The 25,314-nt window shown below is 35.6% G+C and carries 24 protein-coding genes and 1 tRNA gene; 4 read left to right on the top strand and 21 right to left on the bottom strand.

Annotation, left to right across the window (positions count from 1 at the left end; all coding sequences use genetic code 11):
- Positions 1-389 precede the first annotated feature (389 nt).
- From Ana3638_RS16050 to Ana3638_RS16010, 10 genes are all read right to left on the bottom strand, one after another.
- Positions 390-1,628, bottom strand: a complete 1,239-nt coding sequence (locus Ana3638_RS16050; RefSeq protein WP_161838939.1) for a CapA family protein — start codon at positions 1,626-1,628, stop codon at positions 390-392.
- Between the two features lie 2 nt (positions 1,629-1,630).
- Complete coding sequence (locus Ana3638_RS25290) at positions 1,631-2,182, bottom strand: M20/M25/M40 family metallo-hydrolase (protein ID WP_246240292.1); 552 nt, start codon at positions 2,180-2,182, stop codon at positions 1,631-1,633.
- A 29-nt stretch (positions 2,183-2,211) separates the two neighbouring features.
- Positions 2,212-3,081: a beta-Ala-His dipeptidase gene (pepD, locus tag Ana3638_RS25285; RefSeq protein ID WP_246240290.1), complete on the bottom strand. Its 870-nt coding sequence runs from the start codon at positions 3,079-3,081 to the stop codon at positions 2,212-2,214.
- A gap of 166 nt (positions 3,082-3,247) precedes the next feature.
- Positions 3,248-4,612, bottom strand: a complete 1,365-nt coding sequence (locus Ana3638_RS16040) for a PFL family protein (protein WP_161840584.1) — start codon at positions 4,610-4,612, stop codon at positions 3,248-3,250.
- A 194-nt stretch (positions 4,613-4,806) separates the two neighbouring features.
- Positions 4,807-5,079, bottom strand: coding sequence for an ACT domain-containing protein (locus tag Ana3638_RS16035; RefSeq protein WP_161838938.1), 273 nt, complete (start codon positions 5,077-5,079; stop codon positions 4,807-4,809).
- 113 nt (positions 5,080-5,192) lie between these two features.
- The gene (locus Ana3638_RS16030) at positions 5,193-5,990 is read right to left on the bottom strand and encodes an MBL fold metallo-hydrolase (RefSeq protein WP_161838937.1); all 798 of its coding nucleotides are present in this window, start codon (positions 5,988-5,990) and stop codon (positions 5,193-5,195) included.
- Between the two features lie 259 nt (positions 5,991-6,249).
- The gene (locus Ana3638_RS16025) at positions 6,250-8,391 is read right to left on the bottom strand and encodes a cell division FtsA domain-containing protein (protein WP_161838936.1); all 2,142 of its coding nucleotides are present in this window, start codon (positions 8,389-8,391) and stop codon (positions 6,250-6,252) included.
- Between the two features lie 226 nt (positions 8,392-8,617).
- On the bottom strand, positions 8,618-9,205 hold the full coding sequence (gene coaE / locus Ana3638_RS16020) for a dephospho-CoA kinase (protein ID WP_161838935.1): 588 nt from the start codon (positions 9,203-9,205) through the stop codon (positions 8,618-8,620).
- 51 nt (positions 9,206-9,256) lie between these two features.
- Positions 9,257-11,920 carry a DNA polymerase I gene (gene polA / locus Ana3638_RS16015; protein ID WP_161838934.1) on the bottom strand — a complete coding sequence of 888 codons (2,664 nt, stop codon included), beginning with the start codon at positions 11,918-11,920 and terminating at the stop codon, positions 9,257-9,259.
- A gap of 6 nt (positions 11,921-11,926) precedes the next feature.
- On the bottom strand, positions 11,927-12,556 hold the full coding sequence (locus Ana3638_RS16010; protein ID WP_161838933.1) for an anti-sigma factor family protein: 630 nt from the start codon (positions 12,554-12,556) through the stop codon (positions 11,927-11,929).
- 215 nt (positions 12,557-12,771) lie between these two features.
- Between Ana3638_RS16010 and Ana3638_RS16005 the strand changes: the two genes are divergently transcribed.
- From Ana3638_RS16005 to Ana3638_RS15990, 4 genes are all read left to right on the top strand, one after another.
- Positions 12,772-12,854: transfer RNA gene (locus Ana3638_RS16005), tRNA-Leu, on the top strand.
- 329 nt (positions 12,855-13,183) lie between these two features.
- The gene (gene motA, locus Ana3638_RS16000; protein WP_161838932.1) at positions 13,184-13,969 is read left to right on the top strand and encodes a flagellar motor stator protein MotA; all 786 of its coding nucleotides are present in this window, start codon (positions 13,184-13,186) and stop codon (positions 13,967-13,969) included.
- Between the two features lie 12 nt (positions 13,970-13,981).
- A complete protein-coding gene (locus Ana3638_RS15995) occupies positions 13,982-14,821 on the top strand; it encodes an OmpA/MotB family protein (RefSeq protein WP_161838931.1) in 840 nt (279 codons plus the stop codon).
- Positions 14,822-15,061: 240 nt separating this feature from the next.
- Positions 15,062-15,670 carry a hypothetical protein gene (locus Ana3638_RS15990; RefSeq protein ID WP_161838930.1) on the top strand — a complete coding sequence of 203 codons (609 nt, stop codon included), beginning with the start codon at positions 15,062-15,064 and terminating at the stop codon, positions 15,668-15,670.
- 104 nt (positions 15,671-15,774) lie between these two features.
- Here Ana3638_RS15990 and Ana3638_RS15985 read toward each other — a convergent pair whose 3' ends face one another.
- From Ana3638_RS15985 to Ana3638_RS15935, 11 genes are all read right to left on the bottom strand, one after another.
- The gene (locus Ana3638_RS15985) at positions 15,775-16,527 is read right to left on the bottom strand and encodes a DUF434 domain-containing protein (RefSeq protein ID WP_161838929.1); all 753 of its coding nucleotides are present in this window, start codon (positions 16,525-16,527) and stop codon (positions 15,775-15,777) included.
- Between the two features lie 271 nt (positions 16,528-16,798).
- The gene (locus Ana3638_RS15980; protein WP_161838928.1) at positions 16,799-17,356 is read right to left on the bottom strand and encodes an endolytic transglycosylase MltG; all 558 of its coding nucleotides are present in this window, start codon (positions 17,354-17,356) and stop codon (positions 16,799-16,801) included.
- Between the two features lie 38 nt (positions 17,357-17,394).
- Entirely contained in the window at positions 17,395-18,033 is a 639-nt protein-coding gene (locus Ana3638_RS15975) for a DUF6115 domain-containing protein (RefSeq protein ID WP_161838927.1), read from the bottom strand.
- A 14-nt stretch (positions 18,034-18,047) separates the two neighbouring features.
- Positions 18,048-18,362 (bottom strand): hypothetical protein, encoded by a 315-nt coding sequence (locus Ana3638_RS15970; protein WP_161838926.1) that lies wholly within the window; start codon positions 18,360-18,362, stop codon positions 18,048-18,050.
- 14 nt (positions 18,363-18,376) lie between these two features.
- On the bottom strand, positions 18,377-19,981 hold the full coding sequence (locus tag Ana3638_RS15965; protein ID WP_161838925.1) for a DUF342 domain-containing protein: 1,605 nt from the start codon (positions 19,979-19,981) through the stop codon (positions 18,377-18,379).
- A 16-nt stretch (positions 19,982-19,997) separates the two neighbouring features.
- Positions 19,998-20,765 carry a FliA/WhiG family RNA polymerase sigma factor gene (locus Ana3638_RS15960; RefSeq protein WP_161838924.1) on the bottom strand — a complete coding sequence of 256 codons (768 nt, stop codon included), beginning with the start codon at positions 20,763-20,765 and terminating at the stop codon, positions 19,998-20,000.
- Positions 20,766-20,935: 170 nt separating this feature from the next.
- Positions 20,936-21,196 (bottom strand): hypothetical protein, encoded by a 261-nt coding sequence (locus tag Ana3638_RS15955; RefSeq protein WP_161838923.1) that lies wholly within the window; start codon positions 21,194-21,196, stop codon positions 20,936-20,938.
- Positions 21,197-21,620: 424 nt separating this feature from the next.
- Complete coding sequence (locus tag Ana3638_RS15950) at positions 21,621-22,106, bottom strand: chemotaxis protein CheD (protein WP_161838922.1); 486 nt, start codon at positions 22,104-22,106, stop codon at positions 21,621-21,623.
- A gap of 6 nt (positions 22,107-22,112) precedes the next feature.
- Positions 22,113-22,727 carry a chemotaxis protein CheC gene (locus tag Ana3638_RS15945; protein ID WP_246240288.1) on the bottom strand — a complete coding sequence of 205 codons (615 nt, stop codon included), beginning with the start codon at positions 22,725-22,727 and terminating at the stop codon, positions 22,113-22,115.
- A 12-nt stretch (positions 22,728-22,739) separates the two neighbouring features.
- Entirely contained in the window at positions 22,740-23,192 is a 453-nt protein-coding gene (locus tag Ana3638_RS15940; RefSeq protein ID WP_161838921.1) for a chemotaxis protein CheW, read from the bottom strand.
- Between the two features lie 13 nt (positions 23,193-23,205).
- Positions 23,206-25,305 (bottom strand): chemotaxis protein CheW, encoded by a 2,100-nt coding sequence (locus Ana3638_RS15935; protein ID WP_246241155.1) that lies wholly within the window; start codon positions 25,303-25,305, stop codon positions 23,206-23,208.
- Positions 25,306-25,314 lie beyond the last annotated feature (9 nt).

Here is a 25,314-nt window from a genome sequence, read left to right as displayed (position 1 = left end):
GCATGGAATATTATAGCATGGTTACTTCAGAATGTAAAATTGTTTTTAAATAAATGTAAATTTCTTCAATCTTTTGTATCTTATTATATTATCCAACTAATACTTACTTGTTTTAACAGATACAAAATCCTCAATGGAGCAAATACAAAATCCTCTCTCTGGCAATTCAAAAAAACACATAACCGGAAGAAACAAGCTTTGTGAGTTTCTTCGGTTCGCCTGCGCGTTGGAATTATTGTAAGCAACTTGTAATTCTCACTTGCTTTCGCCAAAATAAAAGCTCCCTTATAACTTGAGTTTAACTTTATTAGTCTCAAATTATAAGGGAGCCGATTATCTAACTTTTAAAAAAATCTATCAGAGTAAAAATAATTCTATCCATATTTCTATCAATATTCCGATTGAGGAATGATATTACCCTCTTCGTCAAAATGAATTCCGAAAGAAATATTCGTCATATAGTTATAAAATTCTGCTTTATCCGAATCGTTGCCGAACCCGATAGTTCGGGAATTTTCAGCTTTTCCTGGTAATAATTGAATTTTTGCTTCATTTTTTTCGTTCAGACTTACCTTAAGCAGGGCTGTTTGATTTATGGAATTATAGAATATAAAGTTTCCCAAACTGTATACGATTGGTTTACCGTTATAATATTCAATCCCCTGTAATACATGGGGATGGCTTCCCAGTACCAAGTCAGCCCCCGCATCTATGTATTGTTTTGCCAGGTTACGCTGATATTCTTCCGGTAACTCATGTTTTTCCAACCCCCAATGAACATAAACAACAACAAAATCACTTTGCGATTTAGCCGTTTTAATATCTTCAAGGAGAAACGCCGGGTCATAAGTTGTTAACATACCAGCCTTAGTTTTATATGCATTCCAGCCTGGTTCCGGAATAACTCTGGAAGCAGCCAGATATGCAATCTTTTTGCCATTTACATTAAAATAATTTATATTTCTGGCTTCTGATAAATCATTACCCGCACCGGCATATTTTATGCCGGCACTTTTTAAAGTTTCAAAAGAATCGGTTAATCCCTCTATTCCAAAATCCATGGTATGATTATTTGCCAAGGTAACAATATCAATCTGCATATCCTTAAAAATCTGAACATTTTGGGGATCCACCCGAAAAGTATATTGCTTATTCTCTGCTTTTATTCCCCGGTTGGTAAAGGCAAACTCCTGATTTACCATAGCAATATCAGCTACCTGAAATTCATCCAGTAAGTCTTTTGAAAGTATACCGTCTATCCCATTCTGCTTATACTGATTTAGAACATAATCAGACAAATAAATATCCCCGCTGAATAACAAATTTATATCTTTCCAAGGTTTTTTTGTATCTTTCCTTTCGTTCTCAACCGTATTTTCTACCGGTACAGGAGAAACGGCAGAGTCAAGATTCTCATCCTCTGTGGAAGTATCAACTGAATCTGTTGTTTCATTAAAATTTTCTTTATCAGCCGTATTCACGGTTTCATTGGTACTTTGCAATCCATTATTCGATTGTTCTTCTGTACGGTTCGAATATCGGCTGAATTCTATCGTTATTACAACAGCTAATAAGCCAAATGTAAATAAAATAAAAGCCAATAGACGATACATCTTCTTTTTACTCATTATTATTTCAATCCTTCAATTACTTTCTCCAGGTATTGATAAACACGAATCGCTGAAGAAATACTTAGACGTTCTTTTGGTGTATGAATATCAAACATATCAGGTCCCAGAGACACAATATCCACTCCTGGAATTTTTTCTGCGAAAAAGCTGCATTCCAGTCCGGCATGAATCGCTTCTAATTCAGGTTCCCTACCATATTGCTCCTTAAATACTTTAATTAAGTATTCTCTTAAAGGAGATTCTTTTTTATACTCCCAGGCAGGATACTGTGCCCTCACATAAAATTCTCCGCCAAGGAACTGGGACATATAACTTAATTTATCGCATAAATACTGTTTGTAGCTGTTTACGGAGCTTCGGACAGAAAAACAGAACATTGCTTTCTCTTCTTCAACACGAAAAACTCCTAAATTAACAGAACTTTCAACCAATCCAGGAATATCGGTACTCATAACCTGTACTCCGTTCGGTGTATTCAACAGCATGAATAATACTTTTTCAAAGGAGGTGGGATGCAGATATTTAAACTCTCCCTCTCCTAAATTACTCATATGAATTTCTAAATTAGGTTCGCTGGAAACTAGTTCATTTTTATATTTTTTGCTAATTCTTCAAATCCTAAATTGAACTCTTCTAAATCTTCCGGTTGTAAAACCAGATTTGCAACCGCATCTCTGGGTATCGCATTATCTTTAAGTCCGCCCATCATATCTATAAGTCCAAAATGAACATAATTTCTTAACTCAAACAACATTCTGCTCATAAGTTTGGTTGCATTGGTTCTGTTCTTATGGATCTCTGCACCGGAATGCCCGCCTTGTAAATCACTGATAGCTATATTAATTTTTACTCCTTTATCAGAGATACGGTTAACAGGCAAATCACAGGTACTGGTTAGTCCGCCTGCTGAACTGGTCCATAAAGAACCTTCATTCTCTGAATCAATATTTAACAGATATTTCCCTTGCAGTGCAGAAACATCAAGTCCGATTGCACCATCCATACCGGTTTCTTCATCTGTGGTAAAAACAGCTTCAATTCTGGGGTGTTTTAAACTCGCATCATCTAATAATGCCAAAGCATATGCCACTGCTATACCATTATCTGCTCCTAACGTAGTGCGGTCTGCATGAATATAATCTCCATCCACATATAGTTCAATTCCCTGAGTCAGGAAATCATGTGTACAGTCATTGGTTTTTTCACAAACCATATCCATGTGTCCCTGTAAAATAATGGCCGGTACATTTTCATAACCCGGGGTAGCTTCCTTTATAATTACCACATTTTCATATTCATCCTGAACATATTTAAGGTCACGGCTTTTCGCAAAATCTGCTAAATAGTTGCTGATTGCAGTATTATTTCTTGACCCTCTTGGAACAGCTGATATTTCACTGAAGAAATGAAATACCTTCTTATAATCCAATTCTTGTAATTGTTGATTCATAATGGTAACCCTTTATACCGCGTGTCTTTTTGCGGTACTGCCACAACATAGAATGTGAATTAAGCTTCACTGGTGAAAGAATTATTACTTTTGTGGCATCCTTTCTGTCTATATTTTCTTTCACTTATAAAAATTACATGGCTTAAGAACAACGCCTTTAATATTTTTAATTTTTAAAACTATGAATAGGTGCAGGTATTCTTCCGCCTCGGTTAATAAATGCATCACAACTAAAAGAATTTACCGGCATAACGGGAGCATATCCTAATAAACCTCCAAAGCTGGCCATATCTCCAACCTTCTTACCGATAACCGGTATCAGACGAACTGCGGTTGTCTTCTGGTTTACCATACCAATTGCCATCTCATCCGCTATAATTCCGGATATTGTTGTAGCTTTGGTATCTCCCGGTATCGCTATCATATCCAGACCAACGGAACATACGCAAGTCATTGCTTCCAGTTTCTCTAAAGTAAGAGCTCCTGCCTGTACCGCATTAATCATACCCTGATCTTCACTTACCGGTATAAATGCACCGCTTAACCCTCCTACATAAGAAGATGCCATAACGCCGCCCTTTTTCACCTGGTCATTTAACAGTGCCAACGCAGCAGTCGTACCCGGAGCACCTGCATGCTCCAAACCGATTTCCTGGAAAATTTCAGCTACACTGTCTCCGACGGCCGGAGTAGGTGCTAAGGATAAATCTATAATCCCAAAAGGTATATTTAGTCTTCTGGAGGCTTCCTGGGCAACTAACTGTCCGACTCTGGTTATTTTAAATGCAGTGGTCTTTATAGTTTCGCATAAAGTTCCAAAATCAGCACCTCTGACATTCTGTAAAGCTGTTTTTACAACTCCTGGTCCGCTGACTCCTACATTGATAATAGAATCTCCTTCCGTAATACCGTGGAAAGCTCCTGCCATAAACGGGTTATCATCCGGAGCATTACAGAATACAACCAATTTGGCACATCCCAGGGAATCTCTTTCTTTCGTCAGCTCTGCGGTCTCTAATATAATCTCACCTAATAGTTTTACCGCGTCCATGTCAATACCTGTTTTGGTAGACCCCACATTTACCGAACTGCATACCCTTTCCGTAATAGCTAATGCTTTTGGAATGGATTTAATTAAGTTCAAATCACTGGTTGTCATCCCTTTGGATACTAAAGCGGAGTAACCTCCGATAAAATTAACGCCTACTTTCTTGGCAGCGTCATCCAGCGTCTGTGCAATTGTAACATAATCTTCCGGGCTTTTACATGCTGCTGCTCCAACTAAGGAGATAGGAGTAACAGAGATTCTTTTATTTACAATAGGAATACCGTATTCTCTTTCAATAGCTTTTCCGGTTGCCACTAAATCTTTTGCAACGGTAGTAATTTTTTCAAATATTTTTCGGTTTACTTCATCTAAATTATTATCCGCACAATCCAATAGGCTTATACCTAATGTAATCGTCCGGACATCCAGATTTTCCTGTTCTATCATTTTATTGGTTTCAATAACTTCTTGTATATTTATCATAGTAATACCCATTGCATAACACATCTGTTCACACATGTGTTACTGCCACTAATAAAAAGGGTGAAAGAAGTAATATGTGGCATACCTTTCTTTTATTATATTTTCTTTCACACTATTATCTTTGCCTTTCCGTTATACATGGGCTGCTGCATATTCTACAGATAAAACCGGTAAACATATCCTACCGGCTTATTTTATAGACGATGCATCTTATTAAAGATATCCTCATGTTGCGCTTTAATGATAACACCAATTTCTTCACCAATCTGCTCTAATTCCGTTGCAAGATCTTCAAAATTCTTTGGAGCATCATTGGCATCCACAATCATCATCATATTAAAATAACCCTGTACAATGGTTTGGGAAATATCTAAAATGTTCACTTTATTATTAGCAAGATATGTACATACCTTTGCAATAATTCCCACGCAGTCTTTTCCAACAACGGTTATAATTGTTTTTTTCATTGTTATATCCTCCATAAATCTATTTAATTAATTATAATAACGATTTGAGATATCATCCTAACTGACGCTTTCAAATATCATCCTAACTGACACCTTAAGATATCCTAATTTATCTATATGACCGACAGCATCTCAGAAACCATGTCTCTTTTGGCAACACTTAATATGGATTCTAAACTTTTATCCTGGGTATACTGATTTAATTCTACCCGAACTGTCTCATAAGCTAATTCTTCATAGTTATTTTCCTTACTTAAATGAGCCAACGTGATGTATTTTAATTTTTCATGAAAAAGCCTGCAGATTAACCTGGCGGAATTCTCATTGGATAAATGTCCCCTGTCGCCTAAAATTCTTTGTTTTAAGTAATAAGGATAACCACCTACCATCAACATATTCACATCATGATTTGCTTCTAACAAAAGAATCTCGGATTCGGTTAATTTTGATATTATATAATCATCATATTTTCCTAAATCCGTAGCCATACCGATTTTATGACCGTCTGCCTGAAAGGTATAGCAGACCGGATTTGAAGCATCATGAGATGTGGAAAATGGTTCCACTGTAATATCATTTATCCGGAAAGTTTCATCCGGTACTACATAATGCAGTAACTCATCCGAAATACGTCCGATACTATTCATTCTAAGTATGGAATTAATCGTTTCCGCAGTACCATAAATCGGAGTATGGTAACGTCTGGCAAGCACACCCAGGCCCTGGATATGATCTGCATGCTCATGGGTTATTAATATTCCTTGTATATCCTGCGGTGAAACATCTATACTGTTTAAACCGTTCTCAATTTTTTTTCCGCTGATTCCCGCATCCACCAACAGCTTCGTATGTTCACTGCCTACAAAGGTACAATTCCCACTGCTGCCGCTTGCTATACTGCATAAATTCATAAGTACCCTCCTGACCTGATTTCAATGAATTTTGTAAATTAATATCCTATTAAAGTAATACTGCTTATATGTCTGTTATTCCATTTAATGTATTACTGCTTATATCACTGTTATACCGCTGTAATGCAGCCTATGTATGTTAACCGCATCATGAAAAAGTATCCCTTATTCCGGAGGATTTGTCAATATAATATTTTACATGGGCAAATCTGCCTTCTAATTCTCTGTGTTTACTCTGCTTCCGTTGGAATGAATAGAATTATTCCTTCCAATATAATTCGATAACATCCCTTTCTTTTAAAGGAGTCGTAAAGTCGGCTTTTTCTCCATTCAGGGTCACTACCAGTTCCGAACCTCCAACCTTTTTCAGATCAAAAGGATAGAAATCAAAGATATCGACAAATATATATTTACTTTTATTAGATAGCTTTACCGGTTCCAGATTAATAATTACATATAAATCCGTCTTCCGGTTATTTTCTTCTTTTATTATACTAGTTCCAGTTTCGTTATTTTTAACAGCTACAGCAGACACTGTTTTAGTATTTAAACTGTTATCAACATTTAGATTCGTTTCCTCTTGTTCTGCTCCCTCATACTGTTCCGATGCTTCCTCTAAAATACCAGTATTCTCTTCCGGCTGCTCTTTCTTTAATTCGCATTGAATCGTAAAATTCTCATAAACTTTTTCTTCCATTTTGGCAGGCATATTATTAACATATATGGTACCTTTTGTTTTTATATCCATAAATTCCAATACCTGCTGCAACGTATAATAATTTAAAATCTGAATTTCATCCTGGTCCTGGATACTATAAAATTCAGATACCAGCTTTCCATTTGCCATAACAAATTTAGGACAAATAATACTCTGTCCGTTGCATATAAATGATATCGTACCATTATATTCGGCGAGCTGTCTTACCTCATAAACCGCGTCTTCGCCCACGGTGGATTCTATTATTTCTATTTTATCGTTTTGAACGATACTATGGCTGATACCAACCAATTCACCGTTTAATTTTACCACTGCTGCTTCACCCAGTTCGCCGCGGACTAATCGCTTATTCCCATTTAAAGTAAAATTAATTGCTTTTCCCCTTCTTGGAAATAATTTTTCATTAGGAAAACCTACCTGTATTGCCGCATCCACAATGGTAAGTTTATTATTATCGTATAATTTTACACGCTCTCCGTTCACATTTACAAAGATAAAATTATTGGTCTGGTCATAAAAATTAAGACATATTCCGATAGGTGTTACCAGAAGCGGATCCTTTTTAATATTTTCCTGCAGGAATGTAACATCTCCTAACACCTCTTCTCCCCGAAGAGCGACCCTGTCATTCGGTAGATTCAGATATTCCGCCAGACTGGTTACAAATCCGGGTATTTTCCCACCACCGCCTACTACAAAAACAGCACTGACGGATTTTCCGCCATTGAGTTCAATAATTTTCTCCGCAACGCATTTAGTTATTCTATGTACTGCTTCGGAAACAGAGTCAATAATTTCTTCTGTTGTTACCTTGTGGTTGATTCCCATAATATCCTTATAGGTAACTTTTTTCTTTCTTAAGCAGGCTAATTTCATTATTTCTGCCGTTTTAAATTCCACCAGATATTTTTGCACAATCGCTTCTGTTATTTCATCGCCGGCATAAGGAATCATACCGTAGGCAATGATACTTCCGTCCTTGGTTATGGATATATCCGAGGTTCCTGCCCCCACATCAATCATTGCTATATTCAATAGGCGGAATTTCTCAGGAATGGCTACATTAATAGCTGCAATCGGCTCCAAAGTCAGGTTCGCAACCTGCAGACCGGCGCGTTCTACAGCTGTATACAACCCATCAATAACTTCATCCGGCAAAAAGGTTGCTAACAATTCCGTTCCGATTTTACTGGCTTTATGCCCCTCTAACTTTATCATGGAATATCCGTTTAAAAAGTACCGGATCACAGAATAACCGACACAGTAAAAATTAATTTTATCTTCCTTAACCTCTTCCCTGAGAGTATCGTATGCTTTTTCCACACCAATCAATTCCAGGGAATGTATATGTTCTTCATTTAAAGTTGTTTCACTTGGGAATTCATATTCTGCACTTACCGTTACTGTTTTTAACACCCTGCCTGCGGCTGCAATACAAACATCGGTCAGCTTTCTGCCAATCTGGGCTTCTAATTCTTTTTTCACTTCAAGTATTGTTTCGGAAACTTTAGGAATATCGTGAATCTGTCCGTCCATCATAGCACGGGTATCATGCTCTCTTACACATTGGGCAACTACTATGAAATTTTGGTTATTCTCCCGGTAGCCTACTGTGCCAACAATACTTCTGGTTCCGATATCTAATCCAAATACTAAATGCTCCGGATATCTTTTGTTTTCCATACAAAATCCCCAAACGTATGCCTAAATTATTGGTTATAACATGAACATAAACCGTGTTCATGCTCTTGTCACTCCGTTCGAAAAATACAAGCAAGCTTGTATTTTCCTCTCTCCGTTCTCATTATATCATGAACATAAACCGTGTTCATGCTCTTGTCACTCCGTTCGAAAAATACAAGCAAGCTTGTATTTTCCTCTCTCCGTTCTCATTATATTATAACTTTGGCTATTTCTCTAGTAAAACTTCGATTTGCTCCAGTATTTTTTCCCTGGAGCAATCATTTATTATAACATGGGTGCTGTTATTGCGGTAATCCAAATCGCTGATTTGATTTTTGAATATTTTATCTATTTTATGTTCATCATAATTTCTCGATTGTTTCAGACGGTCTCTTCGAATGTCTTCCGGAGCAAAAACATACCAAATTGCATCACAGAACTCTTTTAAGCCCGCCTGTACCGGTAATGCAGTTTCCACGCAAATCAGCTTTTCATTTTCTTTCCTTTTTTCATCAATTAGTTCTTTCACATAATCCATTACATAGGGATGGGTGAAAGAATTTAATTTTAAGAGTTTATCCGGTGTTTGATATACGATATTCCCTAACACCATCCGGTCAATATCACCGGATGAATTTAAAATTCCCTCACCAAAATAACTAACTATGAGATTATAGGATACCTTTCCTTTTTCCATCAGTGCATGTGCAATTTGATCCGTATTTATTAAATAAGCATGATAATGTTCTTTCATAATACCTGCGATTAAGGACTTACCGCTGCCAACTCCACCGGTAATACCAATTACTTTCATATCCCGTCTCCTGTATAATGATGTTATTTCGTTTCATTCAGCATAGATACGTTATTTTGCTTCGTACCAGTTTGTACCTGTTTTTACTTCCACTTCTAACGGTATACTCATATTTGCAGCTTTCTGCATTTCTTCCTTTAATATGCTGCTCACTTCTTCTATTTCCTCCTTATGAGCTTCAATTAATAATTCATCATGAATCTGTAATATCAGTCTGGAACGAAGTTTTAATTCTTTCAGCCGTTCATTGACACGAATCATGGCTATTTTAATAATATCTGCAGCCGTTCCCTGAATCGGCGAATTCATGGCAACTCTTTCTCCAAAAGATCGCTGCATAAAGTTGGAGGAACTTAGCTCAGGTATTGGTCTTCTTCTGCCGAATAAGGTAGTAACATAACCATTTTTCTTTCCGTTTAGAACCAAATCATCCAGATATTGCTTTACTCTTGGATAAGTTTCAAAATACCTGTTAATATAATCTTCGGCTTCTTTTCTGGATATATTTAGCCCTTGTCCTAATCCGAAAGAACTAATTCCATATACGATTCCAAAATTAACTGCTTTTGCATTACTTCTTTGTAATGGTGTAACTTCATCCAGAGGTGTGTGGAATACCTGGGAAGCAGTGATCCGATGAATATCCTGAGCCTCTCTGTAAGCAGCAATTAACCTTTCATCTTCCGACATGTGAGCCAATACTCTCAGCTCAATCTGTGAATAATCCGCATCTAGAAAGATATAGCCATCTTCCGGTATAAAAACTTTTCTGATTTCTCTGCCTAATTCCATTCGTATGGGAATATTCTGCAGATTCGGTTCCGTACTGCTGATTCTTCCCGTAGCAGCAATCGTTTGATGAAATTTTCCATGGATTCTTTCATCATTTCCAATATAGGTTGCAAGACCGTCTGCATAGGTGGATTTTAACTTGGTTAGCTGTCTGTATTCCAGAATCATACTGACAACTGGATGCTCTTGTACCAATTTATCCAAAATATCTGCAGAAGTAGAATAACCGGTTTTCGTCTTTTTACCAAAAGGAAGCCTTAATTTTTCGAATAAAATTACACCTAATTGTTTTGGAGAATTAATATTAAATTCTTCTCCTACCAGATGATAGATCTTAGTCTCCAAATCTGCTATTCCTACGGCAAGTTTTTCACCGTATTTTTTTAATTCCTCCCTGTTTATATGAATTCCTCTTAGTTCCATATCATATAACGTATAAACCAGCGGCATTTCAATAGTAACGAATAATTGATACATATCCGTATTCTTAAGAGCATCCACTAAAGGTTCATATGCCTTATAACAGACATAACTCTGATAACAGCAATAGTTACGGAATTCCTTATCATTTTCGGAACTTAAGTTAGCGATATCATTTTTTCCAAATAAATCATTCATGGATGGTATTGTCATTTTCAAATAATCTCTTGCAATATCATCATAATAATAGGTACTATTTAAAGGGTTTAATAGATATGCGGCTATTCCTTCATCAAAAACATTACTTTTCTCAGCTGCCCTGATATAATCTAATTGTGGTTTCAGATTTATAGTAGCCAAACTGATTGGAGTATCGAGTAAGTTACATACTTTATCTTTTAAATACTCTTCTGTAATAAATCCTTCCACCTTAATAAAATAAATATCTTTATCACTGTAGGTTAAAGATAATCCTAAAATTTTATCACCCGCGGTTATAAACTGGAGACCTGCTGTCATATGCCCAGAAGCTGACTTTAGCAGTTTGTTAAATACCATCTCTGCCTGTTCCAAGTCATTAAGTACTTTAAAATACTCTTCAATCCCTTCATAATGGGTTACTTCCAATTGGAAACGGTTTAACAGACTTTTAAACTCCAATCTTTTAAAGAAAGAATAAGCACCTTCATTATATAGATTACCGACCAGAGCATCTTCGAGATGAAACTCTATATCGCAATCCGTTTTAATCGTTGCTAAGGTTTTACTTAAAATAGCTAAATCGTGATTATTTCTTAATGCTTCCTTAGCTTTGGCCGGTCCTATTTCCTCTAAATGTTCATAAGCATTTTCAATGGAATCATAAGTGGATATGATCTTTCCTGCTGTTTTCTCACCAATTCCGGGAACTCCTGGTATATTATCGGAAGTGTCTCCCATCAAACCCTTTAAATCAATAAATTGCTTTGGAGTAACACCATAGGTTTCTATAACATCCTGCGTGTTATAGTTTTCAATTTCTGTGCCTCCTTTTTTTGTCTTTGGAATACGTATTTTGATATTTTCACTGGCAAGTTGGAGTAAATCCCTGTCTCCGGATACTAAGGATACCTGGTACCCCTTTTGTTCGCTGGTTTTCGCTATGGTTCCCAATACATCATCTGCCTCATAACCCGGTTTTTCCATGATGGTTATGCCCATGGCTTTAAGTACCTCTTTCATAAGCGGAACCTGTTCACGCAATTCCTCAGGCATAGATTTTCTGGTTCCTTTATATTGTTCAAACATCTCATGACGGAAAGTCGGTTGATGAACATCAAATGCTACGGTAAGATATTCCGGTTTCTCCTCATCTAATATTTTAAACATAATATTTAAGAAACCTAATATGGCATTGGTATGAATACCCTCTGAATTTGTAAGATCGGGTATTGCATAGAATGCACGATTTAATATACTATGTCCGTCAATTAATACTATTTTTTTCACTTTTCTTCTCCTCATTCCTATTTAATAATTCCATAAAATCCAATCATCTACGTTAAAATCCATTCCTATGCTTTTTTGAATTTTGGCATCTTTCCATATCCGGTCGCCCAATTTTTCTTCCATTCGTTTAGCCCCTTCCGGATCCGTTGTTTTGAGATAAACATATATGTCAGATAAATGATTCATTATCATACCGGATAAACTATTATTATCAAGTTCTGCCTCCGCATTACCAAACGCAGCCGGCTTATCTACCAGGAATATATTATCAACTAAAAAATCACTTTCCTTATTATCGTTATTTAATACATCCTCCACTACAAATTCACCAATTCGAAAACTGGAGACGATTGCTACTAATGTAATCACGATTATTAATATAATCCGTTTTCTGATATGTAAGAATTTGTCATGTATAATGCGGTCTTCCGATAGCCTTAATAAATCCATTAAATCCTGATGAAAGTTATCAGACAGTTCTTTATCTTCGTCTAATTGTTTCATACCGGCTAAAAGTACGTAATGCACTTCTAATTCCTCCATGCAGTCTGGACACGAATGAATATGATGAATGAATTCTTCCAATTGGCTTATATTTAATTCATCATTTATAAATGGCACAATGAGCCTTTGAATACTAATGCAATTCATAAATATCCTCCTGCGTATACAACTAGTAAATATTGTATCCGTTAATAATTCATTTTACCCTTTTTTATGTAAGGTTTCAACTAATCTTTTGCATTTTATCAGAATCATACGCTTGTTATTCAAATAAATAGATATTTTAGAATTTTTTTCATTTATTTTATATTAAGACTTGCATATTGAAATTAATTATGATAAAATAATCTTCGCTGGTTCAAGCGGATGTGGCGGAATGGCAGACGCAGCAGACTCAAAATCTGCCAAGGGTGACCTTGTGAGGGTTCGAGTCCCTCTATCCGCAGTAATTAAAAAGGCTCTGAAGGCTTTTATTTAAAGCTTTCAGAGCTTTTTCTTTGCAAATGATTTAGTAATGACCAATTATATAATAAATTCTACCATATTTTAGCAATAATTAAATCTGCCCTCTTATCTTGTCTGTGGAAATTCAGAAGTGTTATTATCCTTTTATATGATTGATTTTAAGAAGAATAAATTCATAATTAAAAGTGCCAATAAGTTAAGTATTAAGTTTTAAAATAATGTAATAAATACCAATTGTCTAAATGAAAATAAAATGATATTATTGAATATACGTAATTAATAAATTATTGTTGAATTTAAGGAGAATTTATGGAAATTACTACACTTCTGGGGATTATTGTAGGAATTATTGCTGTAGTCGGGGCAATGATATTTAAACACATTAGTTTTACGGTTTTTATTAATCCGGCGGCTTTTTTTGTTATATTTGTTGGTACAGTTGCTACTATACTAAATTCTTATCCTGGTGAAAATCTCAAGAGCCTTGGATCATTATTTAAAATTCTATTTACAAAACGGAAGGGTATTTCCGAGGTGGAAATCATTCGTTTAATGGTTGAGTTGTCGAATGTAACCAGGAAAGAAGGACTTTTGTCATTAGAGGGTAGATTGAATGATATAGAAGATCCTTTTATAAGAAAAGGACTTCGTCTGGTTGTAGATGGTATGGATGAAGAGGTTATTACAGACATTCTTGGAGCTGAAATATCAGCAATGGAAGCAAGACATGAGGTAAATGCCAGTATATTTTCATCAGCAGGTATGTATGCACCAACCTTAGGTGTTTTAGGTGCCGTATTTGGTTTGATCGCTGCTATGTCACATATAGATGATACAGAAGCTATGGCTGAAGCAATTGCCGCTGCTTTCATAGCAACTATTCTTGGTATTTTTACAGGGTATGTTTTGTGGAATCCATTTGCAAAAAAATTAAAAGTAAAAAGTCATGAAGAAGCATTAATTAAAGGTATGGCTATTGAAGGTATACTATCTCTGCAAAAAGGTGAATCTCCACTTATGGTACAGGAAAAGTTGCTTTCTGTACTTCCGTATTCGAAACAGGAAAAAATACTTGGTGAGTTAAATCAGGAATAAGGAGAATACAGCATGGCAAAAAAACACAAGCAAAAAAAACATGGTGAAGAGGAAAACGGTGAAGCCTGGCTGCTTCCATATTCTGATTTAATGACTTTACTATTAGCAGTTTTTATAGTCTTATTTGCCGTAAGTAAAGTAGATGAAACAAAAGCAGAAAAAATTGCTGAAGCATTTCGTGAGGGTATGATGTCTGGCTCGGAAGGTATTTTATCCGGTGTTGGTGACTCTTTTGTTCCACATCATTCGGAAGGAGCGGAAGAAGAAACACCTCAGAAGCAAGGTACTGAAAATAGTGAAACTGATACTACGCAACAGGCAAATGTATCACAGGACGAATTAGAAGAATTCTTAGGTACGACAGAACTGGGTAATTTAGAAGAATTAAAATCCAAGCTCGAAGTTATGTTCAAAAATGAGGATTTAACCACTGATATTACAACTAGTATTGATAAGCGAGGCCTGATTATTAGTCTTAATAATGCAATTCTATTTGAGTCCGGAAGTGCAGAGATCAAACCTCAAAACGAATTTACATTAATAAAAATAGCTAAAATTATAAATACTTTGAATAATTACATACGTATAGAAGGTCATACAGACAACCTCCCGATACATTCCGCTGTTTACCCTTCCAATTGGGAATTGTCTACAGCAAGAGCGGCCAGTGTAGTACGATTATTTATTAATGAGTGCAATGTTTCACCTGAAAAAGTAGTTGCAGTTGGATACGGAGAGTACAAACCAATTACAGATAATTCAACGAAAGAAAAAAGAGCCAAAAATAGACGTATTGATATTATTGTTTTAAGTGAAAAGTATAATAACCTAGAAAGACAGATAACTAAATAGAGTTTAGGAATGAGTTTTTGAACCCCTTTTTTAAGGCTTTCGAAAACTCTTTTTATTATTTTAGAAATATTTATTTCTTCGAGAAATTGATGTCCTTTTTTACTTTTACATTTATTATATCCGTATAAATTTACATTAAATACACCGGTCTCAAATTCTATAATAGAATAATTCTATTTATTTGGGGTAATAATTTAATGAATACAAGATATAACTATATGTATATAAGGAGGCCATACAATGAAATTTAAAGTCTTATTTTTAACTTTATTATTATTCATTGCACTATTTACAGGTTGTACAAAAAAGAATACTGACCAAAATCAGAATACACAAGGTGAAACAACCTCAACAGAAACTAATACAGCATCAAATACTGGAGAAACTACCACAGGTGAGCAACCGGATACGGTAACAACCGCTTCTATCGTAGATTCAGAAGATGCATTTGTGAAAGCAATAAGTAAAGAAGGAACCTGGATTATTGCCATAATAAAGGACTTAACGGTTAATCAGGATCTTAACCTGGAGGGTGAATTTAAAAACGGAAAGAAAGATGATCAAGGTAAAGATGAAATCCAACGTAAAATAGCACTATATTCTCAGGATGAAAATAGAAATATTACTGCCCGATATACTTTAACCGCACCGAAAATAACAATTAACAGCCCTATGGCCAGTATCCAGCATGGTACCTTTAAAGGGGATGTATATGTTAATGTCAGTGATTTTCAATTAATTGATGCCACTGTTGACGGAAATGTATATTTTACTACAGATGATGCTAAATCCACTTTTAAGATGGATGATACAAGTAAAATAACCGGTAAACAGGAATTAAAGAAATAAAAATAAAATGTAATATCGAAAATTTAAGGAAGCTTCAGAATTATTAAAAACTTCAGCCATATGGCTTATTTTTCATTAATCTGACAGCTTCCTTATATTTGTTTTTAAGTGTTTACTACTGTATAAGAAGTATTTTCATCGTCAATTTTACTTAAATCAATAAGAAATGGATTGGGAATACTTTCTCTGATTATTTCAGCCGCCAAATTAATCCAGCTGATACACTTATTTAATACAATAGAATCACTTGTTATTATATTTGACTTATTCTCCAAATTAATATCTGCATTATTAACAAGATTAATTTCAACCTCAAAATGATATGGTTCTAATAATTCCGCTATTCGTTGTTTTAATCTTCCCGTATTGGAGACTGGAGAATCCAGATAAAAACAAGCGGTATCTATATGAAGTTTTTCTAACTTTTCCCCAATTAAGCGTATCGCAATATCTGTCTTATCAATTAAACGGTATGTACCCCTAAGGCCTGCAAGATCCCTGATTGTTCCATCCATACAACTGATTAAAATAGATCCCGATAAAGCTACTTCTAATGTAATAATCAAATTCAACCCATCTATATAAACTTTTTGCGATTGAATTATATCTGTATTTTCTTTATTTTTTCGCTCATTAATAATTTTATAGGTTGAGGTAGCACGTACCAGAGCCAACCGTTGTCTTTCGGATAATAAATAATGATTTCCAACAAATGTAGATGCACTTTTAATCGGATATCCTCTTTCAAGCAGATAAAATATATCTTTCTGTGCTTGTAGCAATATTACATAGCTATCCTGGCTAAATTCTTTTGTATCCGTTGGTACAGAACCGCGATTTGTATAATGGTTTTTCATATATTCCTCCAATCACTTATAAGAACGAAGCAAGCAAGCTTGCCAATTCTCACTTTGCTTTCGCGGAAACCGGAAGAAACACGCTTTGCGAGTTTCTTCGGTTCGCGGGCGCGTTCGAATTATTGCAAGCAAGTTTGCCAATTCTCACTTTGCTTTCGCGGAAATAAAAAGCAAATAATTTAATATAATAAATTATTTGCCAAGTGATTCTATACTATACCTTACTTATTTATAATAGCATCTGCGATATCTTCATAGGAAGAATATTTTTCTATCTGATATTCACCAATATTAATGGCGGTAGTATATTTTTGATTTTTAAATATTGATTAAATGCTTTCGCATCTTCAATGATACCCTTATCTTTTAACAAATTTGATACATCTTCTGATGTCATTCCAGGTACAATTTGAAAAGTGATATCTTTTTGTTCCGTAATATTATTAACTTCCGGTGTTAAAGTTTCATCTTTATCAATAATAGGATTATCCGGCTCTTTTATGGGTTCTGATTCCAAGCTTTTTGTGGGTTTAACTTCCTTCGTATCAGCGGGTTTAACCGTAGGTGTTGCCGTCGGAGTATCAGTTGGTTGTGCTGTGGGACTGGCCGTTGGATCCTTTTCAGGTTCAACCGTAGGTGTTATGGACGGCTTAATTATATCATCCAGATTAGTGTCGCTTTGTTTTACCATCCCCAGGTTTTCTGCCCGTCTTATTATCTCTTCATCGGATAACTGTGTTTTAGAGGATACATGAATGGAAGTTGCTAAAATAACGGTCGCAAATAAGATACCTACTCCCATACCTCTTAAATAATACTTTAGTTTCATATTAACACTCATGCCTTTCAATTTTCTAAGACCTACGATTATTTATCTTTATACAAATCAATAACCAGCTTAACTTCACCTTGTCCAAGTTCTAAGGTTCTGGATATATCAATAACAGAAAATCCTTGTGAATACATTTCCAGTATTTTTTGGTTATTATTATTTAAAGATTCAGAATCCGTATTTACATTCAGGTTTTCTTTCTCCTCGTTTACAGCTTTACGATTGGAAGTTTTAGAATTATTTTTTGATTTATCTGCTTCCGCCTCCGATTTATTCGTTTCTGCTAAGTTCCTTTTTGCTTTATCAATGTTCTTAACAGTTTCTTTTAACTCAGTCTCTTTCTCATTTAACATATTATATAAAAAGACGACTTCCTCGTGATTTTGGTTAATCTTTTCGATTACCTGATTTGAAAAATCATTTACAGCGATTATCTTTTCATTGGATATCTGACTCAACTTTTCTTCCGTTTGCGATATAGTTAGCTCAGAAACATCAGAAATTATTGCTTCCACTTTGTTTTTTATTTCTTCCATTTCCGTCAGGTTTAATTCCCGATCATTAGCCAATGTCGCGTAAACATCTCCGTCATTACCGGATTTTTCTACTAAGAAGCAACTAAGTATTAGGATTCCTGCTCCTACTATAATTAAAAAAATTACTAAAGGTGTCATTTTATTCTCTCCTGCTATATTTTAATATCTATGGAACCAGATCGAAAATTATCTTTAGGAGCTGCTCCTTTGTTGTTGTTCTTCTTTTTATTTTGTTTAGAACCGGAATAAGAATTATTACCTTTTTCTTTGGCATCATAACGGTATTCCTTATTCTCACTTTTAATTGTTCCCACTGTCTGTTGATTGTTTTGTTTAATATGATTATTAAACTGCTGCCCTATCACGATTTGTTCATTTAAAGGCTTTTGGCTTTCCTGATGTTTATAAAGAGACGCCTCTTGTGATTTGGGAGCCATCGCTGCAATTTCAATTGGTGTAATCGGCATCGATATTCCCTCCTTTACAATCCTATTATCTTAATATCCGCTCTGTCACGAATGAATTTAGAATAATGAATTTCACTGCGTACATAATAATTTACATTTGAAATTACTATTTTAACACCAGGATAAGCAATATTCTCTACTTTAATACTGCCGCTGTCACTGTTATTCATCTCAATTCGTAATTGGTCATATCGATTATTCGATTCTTTAATCTTATTTCTCAAGGCCAGGCAATTCTCCGTTGCCATTCTGACATAATCAAGTTTATCCTGTGATAATTTTTCTCCGGAGTTCAGCTTTTTTTTATATGCTTCTAAAATCGGCATAATTTTCTCCATGTCAGTATTCATATTCATTATACTTTTCTCAAGACTTCGAAACTCTTCAATGATACCGGGATCAATACCTACTTCCAATAAAGTACTGGTTCCCATAGTAGAGCCTGCGTTTTTGACGGTTATTGTTGTACCGGAACGAATTTCACCACCGGTAATAAAGCCTTTTCTGCCACCTACTACAATATCCCCCTTCGCAGATACTTTACTATGTAAAATTGCTTCCGTTGTAATATATCCGCCTGCTTTAACCTGGGCATTCTCTATAAATTTGGTGATAATATTACTTCCGGCGTCCATCCTGCCTTTACTCATTCCCTGCATACCACGCTTAAGAACGATTTGTCCTCCAGCAACTAAGGTTGCTCCTTCGACTACGCCGTTCACGATAATATCACCTTTTGCCATAATAGAATAACCTGTTATTACATTTCCTTTGACCGTTACATTACCTTCATAAACAATATCCCCGGTAGAAGCATCCACATCAGCCAGTACTTCATATGTATTTGATACGAAAACTTTTCCGTCTGTTAACACAGCATGTCCGCTTACATCAGAGTACATAACTAATCCATCTTCGGATAGATGAATATCCCGGCCATGTTTTAATATTTTATTTACAACTTTTTTCGGTGGAATCGGATTCCCGTATATATCCATTCCTGCTTTACCTTGCACCGCAGGACTTAAGGTCGCCAGTATATCTCCTTTGTTTATTGAACTAATCGTATCCAACTGATGAAAATCTACCGTACCATCCTCATTTATCTTAGGTTTCAGAGTATTATCCGTGTTAAAATTATAGGTTATGATTGCATCTTTACCCTCTACCGGATTGGTTCCTCTGGCCAGTACATAATCTTCGCAGTATTTTCGGTTAGCCAAAAAAGCCTCGATATTATTATTTTGAATCCCATATTTAACTCCAGCCTGGCTTAAGCTGTTAACGATTTCATTCATCGTGATTGGATTACCCTGAGTGGAGGGCGGATAGAACCTTCCAATAACATACATATGTTCCGGATAAACACTGATTCTTACATATTCATTTTCCGGTAGAATAGTAACGGGTGTTAGTTTAACTTCAATCACCTGATCGCTTAAAGCAGTAATTGCACGCCCTAAAGCTTTAATATCATAATCATATATTCTTTTATCTGTTAAATAATTATTGATTTCATCATAATTAATCGGTTTTCCGATTCCAACTGCAGGATACAGTCTTAAATAGGTTCCATCCTGCTTTATTACAAGACTGAAATAACTGTTACGACTCTCCATAAGGTTCCCCTCCCCATTAAGTCCTTATTAAAATATCCATATTACTTCCAAGCTTTAGCTTCATCTTCTGTAACGCTTTTGTATGCAGTTGAGAGATTCTAGACTCCGATACTTCCAATATTGAGCTAATTTCTTTTAGTGTTAAATCTTCATAATAATATAAAATTATCACCTTTTTTTCCTTTTCAGTTAAGGAATCCAAGGTTTTAATTAATATTTCTTTTAATTCCTGTTTTTCAATAATTCTCTCCGGAGTTTCATATTGTGCACTAAGGCTCGATTCCATCTTGACCTCACTGCCCTGTTCCATATATTCATCTAATGAAAGGAGGTTTGATACTTTGGTCTGACTTTGCCAAACATCAAATTCTTCCAAAGAGATTTCCAATTCACATGCAACTTCTTCATCCGTTGCCATTCTGCCTTGTTCCGATTCTATCTTTTGGTAGGCTGCATCTATTTTTCTCTGCTTTTGCCTTAACGTTCTTGGTATCCAATCCATCTTACGGATTTCATCCAATATAGCCCCGCGTATCCTGAAACTAGCATAAGTTTCAAATTTTACACCTTTGCTGTAATCAAATTTATCAACCGCATCGATCAGCCCGAAAATCCCATATCCGACTAAATCGTCATATTCCACATTATAGCCTAAATACATACTTAATCGTCCTGCCACAATTTTCACTAAACTAGCATATTCAATTATGATTTTTTCGCGACTTTCGGTGGTTTTATATTTAGTATAATCCTCCCAAAGTTTAGCTCTGCATTCCGCATTCATAATAGTGCTCCTTTTGTTTCATGTGTTGTGACTATTCAGTCACTGCGTTTCTAACGAACAACGCATTTACGCGCTCATGCGCATACAAAATATGCAAAAACATGCATATTTCAAACATGTCTTCCTATTCTTTGCGCCAAACAACTGCGTACTTACTATTTCCCATGTGTTTATTCATTATCTTCAGCTTCTTCGGTTATAACTTCTTCTTCCCGTGGGTTATTTTCTTCTGTACTATCCGGTTTTTGCTCAGCAGCAGTTACTTTCTTTATAATTCTTGCAGCTATTCTTCCCAGTATGTAAAATAGAATCAGTACAAGTAATAATCGTTCCAGGCCTTTTAAAAAATCTATTCCATTAATTATATTAAAAATACTGGTTACTGCTCCAGCAATTAACATAATGGCGGGAGCAATATATCTATCCCTCATATCATCACCCTCTTCTATATAACATAATCATCTGATTCCCTATAGTATAACTTATCAGAAGTTGCTTTCTAAACTTCTGATAAAAGGCGGTGCACTTTACCGCCGTGCATCAACTATAGGAACATGATTTTGTTCCTATAGTATAACTTATCAGAAGTTGCTTTCTAAACTTCTGATAAAAGGCGGTGCACTTTACCGCCGTACATCAACTATAGGAACATGATTTTGTTCCTATAGTATAACTTATCAGAAGTTGCTTTCTAAACTTCTGATAAAAGGCGGTGCACTTTACCGCCGTGCATCAACTATAGGAACATGATTTTGTTCCTATAGTATAACTTACCGGAAATTGCTTTTCAAATTTCCGATAAAAGGTGCTGTTTTTTGCGCCGTTCACCCGATTATAGGAACACGTTTATTGTTCTTATAATATCTTTAGAGGTTTTCCAACTGATTTTATGTACAACTGTCCTGTTTCCGGATAAAATTCTATGGTTCTACCATAATCTAATCCGGTATCTTCAGCCAAAATACGTATTCCTAAGGATTGCAATTTTAATTTGCTGGCTTCCGTATTTCGTTCCCCTATACGAAGCATATCATTATTTGAATTAAAAGCGAACATTTGCGCTCCGCCTGCAATCTTGGCAATTAGACGATTTCTGTTAGCCCCTATGGAAATTAATTTGCCAATTAAAGCATCGATTCCTGTGTCTGCAAATTTTGCTACGTTCTCATTATTTTTTATCTTAGTACTATCTGGCAACATTACATGTACCATTCCAGCAGTTTTGGTGGATGAGTCATATAAAACTATACCGACACAGGAACCAAGTCCCAGCGTAGTCAACGCTTCCGGCGCAGCACAGACATTTAAGTCTGCCATTCCAACTTTTATCATTACACTCATATTCCCCTATAGTCCCAAAGATGTAAGAATTACATCATATGATTCTCTAGTAGGGATTAATATGAAATAACCATTTACATCAGAATCGTCTTTACTAAATTGTGTTTCGATTATAAGAGCTTTGTCACCGACTTTTCCAAATTCGATAGCTGGAACACTTAAAATAGCACCTGCCATATCAATAGACATATATGGAACACTAGCATCAATTCTAATATTAATCAGTGTTGACAGGGATGATAGATAAGCCCCTGCAATAATGTTGCCGATTTCTTTTAATGCTGATAATTCCATTTCAGTAAAATTTTCGTTTGTAACGGAATTACCCATTAAAAGATTAACTAAGTGGTAAGCAGATTTTTGTTCCATCATAAACATCATCATACCGTTAACTTCCCCTTCCAGGGTAATTAAGATACCAACAACAATATTTTCCGCACCACCTACCATATCAGGAAGTTCTTTAAATTCAAGTAATGCAACCTTAGGTACACACATATCTACCTTGCCGTTTATCATAGTAGACAGGGCTGTGGTAGCATTACCTGCACCAATATTTCCTATTTCTTTTAGTACGTCAAACTGCATACTATCAATTTGATCAAAGTTAATGTTTGACAATGGTAACACTCCTTAAACTGTTTCTTTTTCTATAATTACACTGGAAATGTTCAACAAAGAAATCAATCCGTCTTTGTGTTTGCCGATTCCGCTTAAATAACCATATTTATCTTCTACGGCACTATTTGTAACTTTCTCAATCATAGTATCGTCTAAAGTTACTACTTCCTTAACTTCATCCACAATAATACCTACGGCTGATTGGGGTTCTAATTTAATGATAATTATTCTGGTAGCGTTTGTTACCACATCATCTTCCAGTCCGAATTTCAGCCTTATGCTCATAACCGGTATAATCTCACCTCTGAGATTGATAACACCTTTAAAATAAGACTGTGCCTTAGGAACTCTGGTTATTCTCTGCATTCTTACGATATTATCCACATACTTGATGTCTATACCATATTGTTCAATACCTATCTTCACCACAATATACTGTTTTGAATCATTTACATTTGCTTCCATAGTTTCCACCCCCTTAGACTAAAGTATTTACATCAAGAATCAGGGCAACTTCGCCATCACCAAGAATGGTTGCTCCACCAATAATTTTATTATTATTAATGTACTTACCAATGGATTTAATAACTATTTCCTGTTGTCCGATTAAGTTATCTACTACAATACCGGCTAACCTGTCTCCCTTGGAAACAATAACTACTGTAAGGTTTTCCTGTTGTTTTTCTGTTTTTGGTACTTCCAGCAGTTTATCCAGACGGATAAGAGGAATTACAGTACCTCTTAAGTTAATTACTTCTTTTGAATGAACATATTTAATATCTGAATTTGCAACATCTTCTATTGTCTGAATACTTCCTAATGGAATAGCATACTTTTCTGGTCCCAGTTCCACCATAAGTGCCTGGATAATAGCAAGTGTTAACGGAAGACGGATAATAAAATTACTTCCTTCTCCTAATTTTGTTTTTGCTTCTATATCGCCGCCGAGTGCCTCTATCTTAGTTTTTACTACGTCAAGACCTACACCTCTGCCGGAAACATCCGATATAACTTCCGCAGTTGAAAAACTGGGTCTGAATAATAAATCAATAACTTCCTTATCTGTCATTACTTCAGCCTGATCTGCAGTAATAGTACCTTTTTCAACGGCTTTTTTCTTAACTTTCTCTACATTAATCCCTGCACCGTCATCTCTTACTTCAATTACTACATTATTACCATCCTGGTATGCATCCAAGAAGATAGAACCCACTAAAGGTTTACCGGCAGCAACACGTTCTTCATTACTTTCCAGACCATGGTCAGCTGCATTACGAAGTAAATGCATTAACGGATCACCAATCTCGTCAATAACCGTACGATCCAGTTCTGTTTCCTCACCGGTCATATACAGTTCCATCTTTTTATCCAGTTTCTTTGATAAATCACGAATCATTCTAGGGAAGCGGTTTACTACACTTTCAATTGGAACCATTCGTACCTTCATAACGGATTCATGAAGATTGGTTGTAACTCGTTCCAGATATTCAATCTGTTCATTAAAACCGGATTCATTTTTCGTATTTTTCTCATTGGAACTAATAGAAACCAAACCATTTTTCGCAATGATTAACTCGCTTACTAAGTTCATTAAGACATCCAGTTTTTCAATATCTACACGAACAGAGCGGTTAACTACCGGTTTCGATGTTTGTTTTGCTGCCGCTACGGCTCCTTTACCGGTTATTGCAGTCTGGCTTGCTGCTTTTTCCTGATTTGTTTCCATTGTAACATTATTATCTTCGACTGTGTCGTTAATTTCGCTGTTGTCTACACTGATTTGTTCAATAGCAACATCTTTTACTTCGGATACATTCATAATCGTGCTTTTAATTTTATCTACACTTACTTTTGATAATAAAATTACACTAAAATCCAGCTCGAATTTTTCATCTTCAATATCCTGTACTTCCGGCTGGGATTTAATCACATCACCAAGTTCCTCCAACGCTTTAAATACTAAAAATGCCCTGGCTGCCTTTAAAATACAATATTCCTGGATAAAAACAGTAATACCGAATGCATTGATGCCCATATCCTCTGCTTTTTTTATTGCTCTTTTTTCGTAATCGGCAATAGTCAGGTTGTTATATTTAATGACAGTATTATCTGCTGTATTAGCTGCAGTATCGGCTGCCGATACAACTGCTTCCGTTGATTCTTTCTTTGTTTCCTTGGCTGTTTCTTTGCCTAATCCAATATTTAATATTGTATTTAACTGATTTATAATATCTTCGTAGTCTTCGGTTCCTTCGTCCGCACTTTCCTGAATATTACTTAAATAGGCTTCTAAAGCATCCAAACCTTTAAATAATACATCAACCAAGTCTGCAGTAACGCCCATCTTACCGTTTCTGATTTCTGAAAAAACGTTCTCCATATCATGGGTGAGCCGCTGCATTCTCTTATATCCCATGGTACCTGCCATACCTTTCAGGGAATGGGCAGCTCTGAATATTTCATTAATCGTTTCGGTATTTTCCGGCTCGGTCTCTAAAACTAATAACTGCTCATTCAGACTCTGTAAATGTTCTTTTGTTTCATCGATAAAAATCTCAAGATATTGACTAACGTCCATCTTAACACA

The organism is Anaerocolumna sedimenticola (assembly GCF_009931695.1).
Taxonomy (GTDB): domain Bacteria; phylum Bacillota; class Clostridia; order Lachnospirales; family Lachnospiraceae; genus Anaerocolumna; species Anaerocolumna sedimenticola.
This window is presented reverse-complemented; position numbering and strand designations above follow the sequence as displayed.